Raw genomic sequence first — 12,599 nt, 5'->3', positions numbered from 1 at the left:
GATACCGAATTGGTGCCCCGGATAACACTTGGGAGACACGCCTGATGACCCTCAAAGCCCTTTTTGCGGCCAGCGCCACGGCCGCATTGTTGCTCGCGCTGCCGGCCAATGCAGCCGAGCTCACCATCGGCTTCTCGCAGATCGGATCTGAATCCGGCTGGCGCGCAGCCGAGACCTCGGTCTCCAAGCAGGAGGCCGCCAAGCGCAAGGTCAATCTCAAGATCGCCGACGCGCAGCAGAAGCAGGAAAACCAGATCAAGGCGATCCGCTCCTTCATCGCGCAGAACGTCGATGCGATCTTTCTCGCGCCCGTGGTCTCGACCGGTTGGGACGCCGTGCTGAAGGAGGCCAAGGAAGCCAAGATCCCGGTCGTGCTGCTCGACCGCGACATCGATCCGTCGGGCAAGGACCTCTATCTCACCGCCGTCACCTCGGACAGCGTGCACGAAGGCGAGGTTGCCGGGGACTGGCTGGCCAAGACCGTCGGCGACAAAGCCTGCAACATCGTCGAATTGCAGGGCACGGTCGGCGCGAGCGTCGCCGCCAACCGCAAGAAGGGCTTTGACACCGCCATCGCCAAGCACGCCAATCTCAAGGTCGTGCGCAGCCAGACGGGTGACTTCACCCGCGCCAAGGGCAAGGAAGTCATGGAGAGCTTCATCAAGGCCGAAGGCGGCGGCAAGAACATCTGCGCGGTTTACGCCCACAACGACGACATGATGGTCGGCGCAATCCAGGCGATGAAGGAAGCCGGCCTCAAGCCCGGCAAGGACATCCTCACCGTCTCGATCGACGCGGTCCCCGATATCTTCAAGGCGATGGCCGCCGGCGAAGCCAATGCGACGGTTGAACTGACGCCGAACATGGCGGGCCCGGCGCTCGATGCCATCGCGGCCTTCAAGGGCAAAGGCACGGTTCCGCCGAAGTGGATCCAGACCGAATCCAAGCTCTACACCGCCGCCGACGATCCGCAGAAGATCTACGACAGCAAGAAGGGCCTCGGTTACTGAGGTGGGCATCTCGCCGGACCGCTGCCTCGTGGTCCGGCACCCCCTTCGCAATCGTTGCGCGAACGAATAGGCTGGGCGCCTGCAGGATAAGCGGGCGCCGGTGGGAGTGACGTCGTGATGGAGAACAGCCTTGATCCTGCTCCGCCCATCCTTGAGGTGCGCGGGATCAGCAAGAGCTTTGGTGCGGTGCGCGCGTTGCAGGAGGTCGACTTCACGCTTCGCGCCGGCGAGATCCATGCGCTGCTCGGTGAGAACGGCGCCGGCAAATCCACGCTGATCAAAGTCGTGACCGGCGTGTTCCCGCGCGATGCCGGGGTGATCAGGCTGGGCGGCGAAGAGGTCGCGCCGCGTTCGGCCAAGGCGGCGGTACAGGCCGGCATTGCCACCGTCTACCAGGAAGTCAATCTTCTGCCGAACCTCTCGGTGGCACAGAATCTATTTCTCGATCGCCAGCCGATGCGCTTCGGCCTCGTGCGCGAGGGCGAGATGCGCCGCCGCGCAGAAAAACTGCTCTCGGATTTCGGCCTCGACATCGATGTCTCTGCGCCCCTCGGCAATTATTCGGTGGCGATACAACACGTGGCCGCGATAGCGCGGGCCGTCGATCTTTCCGCGCGGGTGTTGATCCTGGACGAGCCAACCGCGAGCCTCGACCGTCACGAGGTCGATATCCTTTTCCGCATCATGCGCCAGCTGGCCGAGCGCGGCATCGGTATCGTCTTCGTCAGTCATTTCCTCGACCAGGTTTACGAGATATCCGATCGCATCACAGTCTTGCGCAACGGCCGCCTGGTCGGCGAGCGCGAGATTGCCTCGCTGCCGCGGCTCGAACTGATCCGGATGATGCTCGGCCGTGAGCTCGCCGAGACCACCAACGCTCGGGCTGCGTCCGCCGAGCAGAAGGCGCGCGAGGTTTGCGCCAGCTTCGAGAACTACGGCAAGGCCGGCTATGTCGCGCCGTTCAATCTCGAGCTGCACCACGGCGAGGTCGTCGGCCTTGCCGGGTTGCTCGGCTCGGGGCGGACCGAAACGGCGCGGCTGGTGTTCGGCGCCGAGCGCGCCGATGGCGGGCAGGCGAGGGTGGAGGGCGCCCCCGTGCGGCTTCAGTCGCCACGTGACGGCGTGCGGCACGGCTTCGGTTATTGCCCGGAGGAGCGCAAGACCGACGGCATCGTCGCCGAGCTCACCGTTCGCGAGAACATCGTGCTCGCGCTTCAGGCCAAGCGAGGACTGCATCGGCCGCTGGCGCGTCGCGAGCAGGACGAGCTTGCGAAACGCTACGTCAAGATGCTCGACATCCGTCCCCCTGATCCCGAGCGCCCGGTGGGTCTGCTCTCCGGCGGCAACCAGCAAAAGGTGCTGCTGGCGCGCTGGCTCGCAACCGCCCCGCGGCTCCTCGTGCTCGACGAGCCCACCCGCGGCATCGATGTCGGCGCGCATGCCGAGATCATCCGCCTGATCCGTGAGCTCTGCGACGACGGGCTGGCACTGCTGGTGATCTCCTCGGAGCTCGACGAGATCGTGACCTATTCCGACCGCGTGGTCGTGTTGCGCGATCGCGCCCATGTCGAGGAGCTCGGGGGCGAGGCGATCGATGTCACCAACATTCTCGCTGCCATCGCGGCCGACGGGGCAGCGATGCAAGAGGCCCACGCATGATCGCGCTGTTGCCGCGCCGCGGCCTTGCCCAGATCCTGGCCTTGATCATCATCCTTGCCGTTGACCGCGTGGTGTCGCCGCAATTCTTCGACCTGCGCCTCCAGGACGGCCGCTTGTTCGGCAGTCTCATTGACGTGCTCAACCGCGGCACGCCCGTGGCGCTGCTCTCGCTCGGCATGGTGCTGGTGATCGCGACGCGCGGCATCGACCTCTCGGTCGGCGCGGTGATGGCGATCAGCGGCGCGATTGCCGCGAGCCTCGCCGACAGCCATGGCCTTGCAGTGGTGCTGGCGGCGGCGCTCGGCGCGGGTTTGCTCTGCGGTTTGTGGAATGGCCTCCTCGTCGCCGTGCTCGGGATGCAGCCGATCGTGGCGACGCTGATCCTGATGGTGGCCGGGCGCGGCATCGCCCAGCTCATCACAGAGGGGCGCATCGTGACCTTCACCTCGCCGGACCTGGTATGGCTCGGCACCGGCGCCATTCTCGGCGTGCCGGTGCCGGTCGCGATTGCGCTCGGCATGCTGGTCCTCACCGGTGCGGTGGTGCGCGGCTCCGCGCTCGGGCTTCTGATCGAGGCCACCGGCGGTAACGCGCGGGCGAGCGAGCTTGCCGGCGTCGGCACGCGCGCAATGATCCTGGCGGTCTATGTCTGGTGCGGCGTCTGCGCTGCGCTCGCCGGCGTGATCGCGGCGGCCGACATCATGGGCGCGGATGCCAACAATGCCGGCCTCTGGCTCGAACTCGATGCCATCCTTGCGGTGGTGATCGGCGGCACTTCGCTGTTCGGTGGACGCTTCAGCCTTGTCCTGGCGGTGCTTGGTGCGCTGATCATCCAGACCATGAACACAGGCATTTTGTTGTCCGGCTATCCACCGGAGTTCAATTTGCTGGTCAAGGCCGTGGTGGTGCTCGCGGTGCTGCTGCTGCAATCGCCGAAATTGCCCGGCCTTGCCGGCATCATGACGCGGCTGCGGAGGACGAAACCGTGAAAGGCCTGCCGCCTGTCCTGATCACGGCCATCGTTCTCGTCGCCGGCTTTGCGGCCTGCGCGATCCAGTTTCCCAACATCGCTTCCACGCGCGTGGTCGGCAACCTCCTGACTGACAACGCCTTCCTCGGCATCGTCGCGATCGGAATGACCTTCGTCATCATCTCCGGCGGCATCGATCTCTCGGTCGGCTCGGTGATCGGCTTCACCACCGTGTTCGTGGCGCTCGCGATCGAACGCTGGGGCGTGCCGCCGCTGGTCGCTTTCGTCGTCATTCTTGTGCTGTCGGCGGGTTTTGGCGCGGCAATGGGCGCGGTCATCCACGTCTTCGACCTGCCACCTTTCATCGTAACGCTCGCCGGCATGTTCCTGGCGCGCGGTGCAAGCTTCCTGCTCTCGACGGAATCGGTGCCGATCAACGCGCCGATCTACTCGACCGTGTCCGATTTCGCGCTGCGCATGCCCGGCGGCGGACGGCTGAGCGCGATCGCCATCATCATGCTTGTCATCGTGACCGGCGGCGCACTTCTGTTGCATCTCACCCGCTTCGGCGCCAATGTCTATGCGCTCGGCGGTAACAGGGCCACCGCGAGCCTGATGGGCGTTGCGGTCGGCAAGATGACGGTGAAGATCTATATGCTGTCGAGCCTGCTCGCAGGGATCGCCGGCATCGTGTTCTCATTCTACACCAGCGCCGGCTATTCGCTCTCCGCTGTCGGCGTGGAGCTGGATAGCATCGCTGCCGTCGTGATCGGCGGCACGCTGCTCACCGGCGGGCAGGGCTCGGTGATCGGCACCTTTCTCGGCGTGCTGATCCAGGGCATGATCCAGACCTACATCAATTTCGACGGCACGCTGTCGAGCTGGTGGACCAAGATTGCGACCGGCATCCTGCTGTTCGCCTTCATCGCACTTCAGCAAGGGCTGGTCGCGCTGGCGCGTCGACCTGCGCAGAAGCGCGCGGGAGCAGCCTCATGACCTCGCGCATCGTCGTCATTCCGACACCACGGGCCCATTCCAACCATGCGGAGGTGGCCCGCTCGATCGGCGTGGACATCATCGCTGGCCGCTATGCGGAAGGTGTGCGTCTCCCGGGTGATGCCGAGATGACGGCGATGTTCGGCGTGTCGCGGCCGGTGCTGCGCGAGAGCGTGAAGACCCTGGTCGCCAAGGGGCTGCTCACCACCAAGGCGCGCGTCGGCACCGTCGTGCGAGAGCGCGCCGCCTGGAACATGTTCGACGCCGACGTGCTGGCCTGGCATCTCGACGCCGGCATCGACAGGCGCTTTCTCAACGATCTTGCCGAAATACGTCTTGCGGTCGAGCCGCGCGCGGCGGCCCTCGCGGCCGAGCGTCGTTCCGAGGAAGACATCGCCGAGCTTCAGCGCAGCATGGACCGAATGCGGCAGGAGCCGTCGGAGTCCGCCGCCTTTGCCGACGCCGACCTCGCCGTGCACCTTGCGGTGGCGCGTGCGTCCGGCAATCCGTTCATGCGCTCCGTCGGTCATGTGATCGAGGCGGCCTTGCGGGCGGCATTCATGCTCAGCGCACCGGCCGGGTCGGAAGATCGAGAGACCGCTTTGGTCTGGCACCAGAAGATCGCCGATTCGATCGCGGCCGGTGATGCCGACGCAGCGGCCGAGGCCATGGCGTTCGTCATTCACAACGGCATGCGTCGGCATCAGGGAATTGCTGCCGAAGCAGCTCCCGCAGCAGCAGAATCCGGAGAAAGTTCGTGACAGCCCTTCGTATCGCCATCGTCGGCTTCGGCAAGATTGCGCGCGACCAGCATGTCGGTGCGATCGCCGCGACGCCAGGCGCGGTGCTCGCCGCTGTTGCCAGCCGTAACGCGTCGCTGCCGGGCCTGCCGCATTTTGCGACCATTGAGGAACTACTGGAGAAGGGCCCGGAGATCGATGCGGTGTCGCTCTGCACGCCGCCGCAGGTGCGCCGCGCCCAGGCCGCCGCGGCTCTCGCCGCCGGCAAGCACGTCATGCTGGAGAAGCCGCCCGGCATTGGTGTTGCCGAACTCGATCCGCTTGTGGCGATCGCGACGGATGCAAAGCGCACCTTGTTTGCGACTTGGCACTCGCGCCATGCGCCGGCGGTCGAGCCGGCCCGCGAATGGCTGACGACGCGCCGGATCAAGTCGGTGCACATCATCTGGAAGGAAGACGTTCGGGTCTGGCATCCCGGCCAGACCTGGATTTGGGAGCCCGGCGGGCTTGGCGTATTCGATCCCGGCATCAATGCGCTCTCGATCCTGACCCGCATCCTGCCAAAGCCGGTGTTCGTCACCGCAGCTGATCTGGCTTTCCCGGCCAATTGCCAGTCGCCGATTGCCGCCAGCTTGACGCTGACCGATATCGACGGCCTGCCCGTGACAGCCGAATTTGACTTTCGCCAGACCGGACCGCAGAGCTGGGACATCGTTGCGGAAACGGACCAGGGCCGGATGACATTGTCTCGTGGTGGCAGGATCATGAAGGTCGACGGCCAGGTTGTTGCCGACGCGCCCGATGAGGAATATCGCGAACTGTATCGGCGCTTCGTCGAGCTCGCCGCGAGCGGCGAACGCGATGTCGACCTGGCGCCGCTCCGTCTCGTCGCCGACGCGTTCCTGCTCGGCAAGCGCAATATCGTCGAACCGTTTGTGGACTAGACATGGCCGACGGAAAAATAGCGAAGGACGTCTTCGGAACCCTGCCGGACGGGCGCAATGTCGAGCGTATCGTGCTGCGCGGAGAGGGCGGGTTCGAGGCCCGTATCATCACCCATGGCGCGGTGATCCAGGCGCTGATCGCGCCGGACGCCAAGGGCGGTTATGACGACGTCGTGCTCGGCCATGATACTTTCGCCGGCTATCTCGCCGAACGGAAGTTCTTTGGCGCCACCGTTGGCCGTTACGCCAACCGCATCGCCAACGGCCAGTTTTCGCTCGACGGAGAGACTTTCCGGCTTGCCGTCAACAACGGTCCGAATGCGCTGCATGGCGGCCTCGACGGTTTCGATCGCAAGCTGTGGGACATTGCCGGGATCGAGGATGGCGCCAGCCCTGCGGTCACGCTGACCTACACGAGCCCCGACGGCGATGAGAATTATCCCGGCAAGCTCGACGTGCGCCTGACCTATCGCGTCACCGGCCCGACCGAACTGTCGCTGATCGTGGAGGCGCGGACCGACCGGCCCACCATCGTCAACCTGACCAATCACAGCTTCTTCAATCTGGACGGCGCGACCTCGGGCACGTCCACGCTCGATCACAGGCTGACGGTGAAAGCCGAACATTTCCTGGCCATCGATCCCACCGCCATCCCGCTGCCGGGGCCACCGCGCAGCGTAGCCGGCACGCCGTTCGACTTCCGCGAGGCACATGCCGTCGGCGCGCGTATCCGCGAGGGCGATCAGCAATTGCGCAACGGCAGGGGTTACGACCACACTTATTGCCTCGCGCGCGACGGCAAGCTCGCGCTCGCGGCCCGGCTGGAGGCGCCGCTCTCGGGGCGGATCATGGAGTTGTTGACCGATCAGCCCGGCCTTCAGGTCTATTCCGGTAACTACCTCGACGGCACGATCTCGGGCAAGGGCGGCAAGCTGATCCGGCAGTCGGACGCGTTGTGCCTGGAGCCGCATATGTGGCCCAATTCGCCGAACCGGCCGGACTATCCGAGCCCGCGCCTTGATCCCGGCGGTGTCTATCGGCATCATACCGTCTATCGCTTTGCAGTGAGGTCGCCATGATGGAGCAGGTGCCGACCTCTGTTGTCTCCGCCGAGCGCTGTCACCTCGGTGAAGGCCCGACCTATGACGTCTCAACCGACACAGCCTGGTGGTTCGACATTCGCGAAAGACGCCTGTTCGAGGCGCATCTCGGCGGTGGCAGCATCCGCGTCCACGCGCTCGGCCGGATGGCAAGTGCGCTGGGGCGGATCGATGCCGAACGCCAACTCGTCGTCGCGGAGGATGGCTGTTACATCCGCACGCTCTCCGATGGCGCAATGACGTTGTTCTGCCCGCTCGAAGCGGACAATCCCGCGACGCGCTCCAATGATTGCCGCGTGCATCAATCCGGGACGTTCTGGATCGGCACCATGGGACGCAAGGCCGAGCGGGGGCTGGGGGCGATCTACGCGCTCCACCGCGGCAAGATATCGACGCTGTTTCCCGGCATCAGCATTCCCAATTCGATCTGCTTCTCGCCGGATGGTACCACCGGCTATTTCGCGGACACCGCGCGTGCCGTGCTCTATGCCGTGCCGCTCAATGCCGATACCGGCCTGCCGCGCGGCGAGCCGGAGGTGCTGCTGCGCCACACCGGCATCGGCGAGCTCGACGGCTCGGTGTGCGATGCCGACGGGCGGATCTGGAACGCCTGCTGGGGCGCTGGCCGCGTCGACGTCTATTCTCCGCAAGGCGAGCGCCTGCGCTCGCTGCACGTACCGGCCAGGCAGGCGAGTTGTCCTGCTTTCGTCGGGCCTGATCTGTCAGGCCTGCTCGTCACTTCAGCCTGGCAGGATATGGATGCGGAGGCTCGCGCAGCCGATCCACAGGCCGGGTGCACTTTTCTGCTACACGCCTCCGCGCGCGGTCGCGCGGAGCCTGACGTCAAGCTCGCATAGGAGATCCGAAACCAACCTTTACCGACGTACTGGACGACCCAAGAAACAGTCTGACACCCAACGGGAGTGAAGCATGTTGAAATTGAAGACGACATTTCTCGCGATGGCGCTGGCCGGCGCCGCAACGATGGCCACGGGCCTCACGGCCTCCGCGCAGGACAAGGCAACTGTCGGCATCGCGATGCCGACCAAGTCGTCGGCGCGCTGGATCGACGACGGCAACAACATGGTGAAAGTGCTGAAGGAGCGCGGCTACAACACCGATCTGCAATATGCCGAGGACGACATCCCGAACCAGCTCTCGCAGGTCGAGAACATGGTCACCAAGGGCGCCAAGGCGCTGGTGATCGCCGCGATCGACGGCACCACGCTGTCCGACGTGCTCAAGCAGGCCAAGGCCAAGGGCATCACCGTGATCGCCTATGACCGCCTGATCCGCGGCACGCCGAATGTCGACTATTACGCGACCTTCGACAATTTCCAGGTCGGCGTGCTCCAGGCTCAGTCGATCGAGAAGGGGCTTGGCCTCAAGGAGGGCAAGGGTCCCTTCAACATCGAGCTGTTCGGCGGCTCGCCCGACGACAACAACGCCTACTTTTTCTACAACGGCGCGATGAGCGTGCTTCAGCCCTACATCGACAGCAAGAAGCTCGTCGTCCAGTCCGGACAGATGGGCATGGACAAGGTCGCAACGCTGCGCTGGGACGGTGCCACCGCTCAGGCCCGCATGGACAACCTGCTGAGCGCCTACTACAGCAACAAGAAGGTGAACGCCGTTCTGTCGCCGTATGACGGCCTCTCGATCGGCATCATCTCCTCGCTCAAGGGCGTCGGCTACGGCAGCGCCGACCAGCCGATGCCGATCATCTCGGGCCAGGACGCGGAGGTTCCCTCGATCAAGGCGATGATCCGCGGAGATCAGTATTCGACCATCTTCAAGGACACCCGCGACCTCGCCAAGGTGACCGCCGACATGGTCGACGCAGCGCTTGCCGGCAAGCAGGTCACGGTCAACGACACCAAGACCTATGAGAACGGCGCCAAGACCGTGCCGTCCTATCTGCTGAAGCCGGTCGTGGTGTATAAGGACAATTGGGAGAAGACCCTGATTGACAGCGGCTACTACAAGAAGTCGCAATTCCAGTAAGACTTCTCAGGTTTCCCTCTCCCCGTCCGCGGGGAGAGGGACGCAACGGATGGGATACGACGCCATGACAGCCATGCTGGAGATGCGCAACGTCAGCAAGAGCTTTGCCGGCGTGCAGGCGCTGCGCGACGTCAACTTATCGGTCGAGGCTGGCCAGATCCATGCCCTCGTCGGCGAGAACGGCGCCGGCAAATCGACCCTGATGAAGGTGCTGAGCGGGGTCTACCCGGCGGGCAGCTATGAGGGCACCATCGTCTTCGAGGGCGAGGAGCGCCGTTTCCGCGACATCAACGATTCCGAGGCGCTCGGCATCATCATCATCCACCAGGAGTTGGCGCTGATCCCGCTGATGTCGATCGCGGAGAATATCTTTCTCTCGCATCCACCGTCAAAATTCGGCGTAATCGATCGCGACGAGGTCTACACACGCACCCGCGAGCTTCTCGCGCAGGTCGGCCTGAAGGAATCGCCGGATACGCTGATCACCGATCTGGGCGTCGGCAAGCAGCAGCTGGTCGAGATCGCCAAGGCGCTGTCCAAGCGCGTCCGCATGCTGATCCTGGACGAGCCGACCGCCAGTCTGAACGAGGCCGACAGCGCCGCGCTGCTCGAGCGCCTGATGAAATTCCGCCAGCAGGGCATCGGTTCGATCCTGATCTCGCACAAGCTGAACGAGGTCGCTCGCGTCGCCGACCACATCACCGTGCTGCGCGACGGCCGCACCGTCGATAGCATCGACTGCCGCGCCGAGCCGATCCAGGAAGACCGCATCATCCGCAGCATGGTCAACCGCGATCTCGCCCATCGCTTTCCGGAGCGCAGCTCGAAGATTGGCGAACTCGTGCTCGAGGTTTCGAACTGGTCAGTCTATCACCCCATCCATCCCGATCGCCAGGTCATCAAGAACGTCAACTTCGGCGTCAAGCGCGGCGAAGTCGTCGGCATCGCCGGGCTGATGGGCGCCGGCCGCACCGAATTCGCCATGAGCTTGTTCGGTCGCTCCTGGGGCACCAATATCAGCGGCCGCATCGCCCTCGAGGGCCATGAGATCGTGCTGCCGAACGTTGCGGCTGCGATCGACGCCGGCCTTGCCTATGTCACCGAGGATCGCAAGCAGCTCGGGCTGATCCTGGCCGACGACGTCCGCAAGAACATTACGCTGGCAAGCCTCGACCAGGTCGCGCCTGGGAGGGTGATCGACGACATCGCCGAACTGAAGGTCGCCAGCGACTACCGCAACCGGATGCGGATCCGCTGCTCCGACGTCTATCAGGAGACCGGCCAGCTCTCCGGCGGGAACCAGCAGAAGGTCGTGCTGTCGAAATGGCTGATGACCGACCCGAAGGTGCTGATCCTGGATGAGCCGACCAGGGGCATCGACGTCGGTGCAAAATACGAGATTTACTGTATCATCAATGAACTCGCGGAGGCCGGGCGTGGCGTCGTGGTGATCTCCTCGGAGATGCCCGAGCTGCTCGGCATCTGCGATCGCATCTGCGTCATGAACGACGGGGCCTTCGTCGGCGAGTTCGCGGGCGCGGATGCGACACAGGAAAAGATCATGCGCGCCATCATGCGCAACGAACGAAGCAACGGAAACGGCGCGGTCGAGGCCGCGGAAATGGGAGGATCGCAGCCATGACCGACAAGACGGTTTCGCTGCCTGAGGAGCGCCGGCACGGCAGCTTCATCAAGAACAATCTGCGCAACTACGGCATGCTGATGTCGCTGATTGCGATCATGCTGTTCTTCCAGGTCATGACCAGCGGCACGCTGCTCCAGCCGCTCAACCTGACCAACCTTGTGCTCCAGAACAGCTACATCGTCATCATGGCGCTGGGAATGTTGCTGGTGATCGTAACCGGGCATATCGACTTGTCGGTCGGATCTGTCGCGGGCTTCGTCGGCGCGGTCGCCGCTCTCCTGATGGTGAGCTACAAGGTCGACTACACGCTCGCTTTCATCATCTGCCTCGCGGTCGGCGCGGCCATCGGTGCGGCGCAGGGCTATTGGGTCGCCTATTTCAAGATCCCGTCCTTCATCGTGACCCTGGCCGGCATGCTCGTGTTCAAAGGGCTCGCGCTCGCGGTGTTGCAGGGCCAGTCGCTCGGGCCGTTCCCATCGACCTTCCAGAAATTGTCGTCAGGTTTTATTCCGGAACTGTTGCCCGAGTCCGGCACGCTGCACCCGACCTCAATGTTGATCGGCGCGTTGCTGGCACTGGGGCTGGTCTATGCCAGCGCCAAGGGGCGCGCGCGTGAAGTGTCGCACGGCATCGAGGTCGAGCCCTATGCATTCTTCCTCGGCAAGAGCGTGGTGCTGGCCTGCGCCGTTCTCTATTTCACCTACCTGATCGCGACCTATCGCGGCCTGCCCAACGTGCTGGTGATCATGAGCGTCCTGATCGCGCTCTATGGCTTCGTCACCCGCCGTACCGTGATCGGCCGGCAGATCTATGCTGTGGGCGGCAACGCCAAGGCGGCGGGCCTGTCGGGCATCAAGACCGAGCGGCTGACCTTCTTCACCTTCGTCAACATGGGTGTGCTCGCCGCGCTCGCCGGTCTCGTCTTCGCCGCGCGACTCAACACCGCGACGCCAAAGGCGGGCCTCGGCTTCGAGCTCGACGTCATCGCCGCCTGCTTCATCGGCGGCGCCTCGGCCTATGGCGGCGTCGGCCGTGTCGGCGGCGCCGTGGTCGGCGCCATGATCATGGGCGTGATGAACAACGGCATGTCCATCCTCGGCATCGGCATCGACTACCAGCAGGTCATCAAGGGCCTGGTGCTGCTCGGGGCGGTTTGCATCGACGTGTATAACCAGCGGCGGTAAGAAAGGCGCGACTTCGACGCAGTCGCTGGAATTCGATCACGGTATTGGCATTGCCGGGGGCGGCAATGCCTCGCCTTGACCACGATTTGGGACCTAGATCCCGCCGGTCGAGGAAAGCCGGGCAGGGCGGCGCTGATGGCGGCTCAATAACGCGGACCGGCTTCGCGCCCTCATTCGTATCGTTTCCGCCTCGACCCTGGGGCTTTGCTCCTTTGCCGCGGGCCTGCTGATCGGGGCATTTTTTCTGTTTTGAACAAGGCTTCGTCGTGGCTGGGCGTGCCATTCGTATCGCGCGTGATCCAGGCTGGTGAGGTCGAGACTTACGGCTCCTTGCTGAGCTATTGCCC

The 12,599-nt window shown here is 64.4% G+C and carries 11 protein-coding genes; all 11 read left to right on the top strand.

Annotation, left to right across the window (positions count from 1 at the left end; genetic code table 11):
* Positions 1 to 44 precede the first annotated feature (44 nt).
* The 11 genes from ytfQ (at position 45) to mmsB (ending at position 12,252) form a co-directional block, all read left to right on the top strand.
* Complete coding sequence (ytfQ, locus tag QY049_RS07735) at positions 45 to 1,010, top strand: galactofuranose ABC transporter, galactofuranose-binding protein YtfQ (RefSeq protein ID WP_194476698.1); 966 nt, start codon at positions 45 to 47, stop codon at positions 1,008 to 1,010.
* Between the two features lie 117 nt (positions 1,011 to 1,127).
* On the top strand, positions 1,128 to 2,669 hold the full coding sequence (locus QY049_RS07730; protein ID WP_258767001.1) for a sugar ABC transporter ATP-binding protein: 1,542 nt from the start codon (positions 1,128 to 1,130) through the stop codon (positions 2,667 to 2,669).
* Entirely contained in the window at positions 2,666 to 3,658 is a 993-nt protein-coding gene (locus QY049_RS07725; RefSeq protein WP_258762325.1) for an ABC transporter permease, read from the top strand. The genes QY049_RS07730 and QY049_RS07725 overlap by 4 nt, the downstream gene beginning before the upstream one ends.
* Positions 3,655 to 4,635 carry a galactofuranose ABC transporter, permease protein YjfF gene (gene yjfF / locus QY049_RS07720; RefSeq protein ID WP_258762324.1) on the top strand — a complete coding sequence of 327 codons (981 nt, stop codon included), beginning with the start codon at positions 3,655 to 3,657 and terminating at the stop codon, positions 4,633 to 4,635. The genes QY049_RS07725 and yjfF overlap by 4 nt, the downstream gene beginning before the upstream one ends.
* Positions 4,632 to 5,396, top strand: coding sequence for a FadR/GntR family transcriptional regulator (locus tag QY049_RS07715; protein ID WP_194476694.1), 765 nt, complete (start codon positions 4,632 to 4,634; stop codon positions 5,394 to 5,396). The genes yjfF and QY049_RS07715 overlap by 4 nt, the downstream gene beginning before the upstream one ends.
* Positions 5,393 to 6,319: a Gfo/Idh/MocA family protein gene (locus QY049_RS07710; RefSeq protein ID WP_258762323.1), complete on the top strand. Its 927-nt coding sequence runs from the start codon at positions 5,393 to 5,395 to the stop codon at positions 6,317 to 6,319. The genes QY049_RS07715 and QY049_RS07710 overlap by 4 nt, the downstream gene beginning before the upstream one ends.
* 2 nt (positions 6,320 to 6,321) lie before the next feature.
* Positions 6,322 to 7,398, top strand: a complete 1,077-nt coding sequence (locus QY049_RS07705) for an aldose epimerase family protein (protein ID WP_258762322.1) — start codon at positions 6,322 to 6,324, stop codon at positions 7,396 to 7,398.
* Positions 7,398 to 8,276, top strand: a complete 879-nt coding sequence (locus tag QY049_RS07700) for an SMP-30/gluconolactonase/LRE family protein (RefSeq protein ID WP_258767000.1) — start codon at positions 7,398 to 7,400, stop codon at positions 8,274 to 8,276. The genes QY049_RS07705 and QY049_RS07700 overlap by 1 nt, the downstream gene beginning before the upstream one ends.
* Positions 8,277 to 8,349: 73 nt before the next feature.
* Positions 8,350 to 9,423, top strand: a complete 1,074-nt coding sequence (gene chvE, locus QY049_RS07695; protein WP_258762321.1) for a multiple monosaccharide ABC transporter substrate-binding protein — start codon at positions 8,350 to 8,352, stop codon at positions 9,421 to 9,423.
* Between the two features lie 64 nt (positions 9,424 to 9,487).
* Positions 9,488 to 11,065, top strand: a complete 1,578-nt coding sequence (gene mmsA, locus QY049_RS07690) for a multiple monosaccharide ABC transporter ATP-binding protein (RefSeq protein WP_194476690.1) — start codon at positions 9,488 to 9,490, stop codon at positions 11,063 to 11,065.
* Positions 11,062 to 12,252 carry a multiple monosaccharide ABC transporter permease gene (gene mmsB, locus QY049_RS07685; protein ID WP_258762320.1) on the top strand — a complete coding sequence of 397 codons (1,191 nt, stop codon included), beginning with the start codon at positions 11,062 to 11,064 and terminating at the stop codon, positions 12,250 to 12,252. Before mmsA ends, mmsB begins: the two co-directional genes overlap by 4 nt.
* The last annotated feature ends 347 nt before the right edge of the window (positions 12,253 to 12,599 follow it).

It is taken from the genome of Bradyrhizobium sp. WYCCWR 13022, from assembly GCF_030435535.1.
Classification (GTDB): domain Bacteria; phylum Pseudomonadota; class Alphaproteobacteria; order Rhizobiales; family Xanthobacteraceae; genus Bradyrhizobium.
Note: the sequence above shows the minus strand (reverse complement) of the source record. Positions and strands in the feature narration are given on the sequence as shown.

What these genes read in the sequence shown, in the direction of transcription:
- QY049_RS07705 (WP_258762322.1), top strand. Translation starts at nt 6,322, where the DNA reads ATGGCCGACGGAAAAATAGCGAAGGACGTCTTCGGAACCCTGCCGGAC.
- QY049_RS07730 (WP_258767001.1), top strand. Translation starts at nt 1,128, where the DNA reads ATGGAGAACAGCCTTGATCCTGCTCCGCCCATCCTTGAGGTGCGCGGG.
- mmsA (WP_194476690.1), top strand. Translation starts at nt 9,488, where the DNA reads ATGACAGCCATGCTGGAGATGCGCAACGTCAGCAAGAGCTTTGCCGGC.
- chvE (WP_258762321.1), top strand. Translation starts at nt 8,350, where the DNA reads ATGTTGAAATTGAAGACGACATTTCTCGCGATGGCGCTGGCCGGCGCC.
- QY049_RS07700 (WP_258767000.1), top strand. Translation starts at nt 7,398, where the DNA reads ATGGAGCAGGTGCCGACCTCTGTTGTCTCCGCCGAGCGCTGTCACCTC.
- ytfQ (WP_194476698.1), top strand. Translation starts at nt 45, where the DNA reads ATGACCCTCAAAGCCCTTTTTGCGGCCAGCGCCACGGCCGCATTGTTG.
- mmsB (WP_258762320.1), top strand. Translation starts at nt 11,062, where the DNA reads ATGACCGACAAGACGGTTTCGCTGCCTGAGGAGCGCCGGCACGGCAGC.
- QY049_RS07725 (WP_258762325.1), top strand. Translation starts at nt 2,666, where the DNA reads ATGATCGCGCTGTTGCCGCGCCGCGGCCTTGCCCAGATCCTGGCCTTG.
- QY049_RS07715 (WP_194476694.1), top strand. Translation starts at nt 4,632, where the DNA reads ATGACCTCGCGCATCGTCGTCATTCCGACACCACGGGCCCATTCCAAC.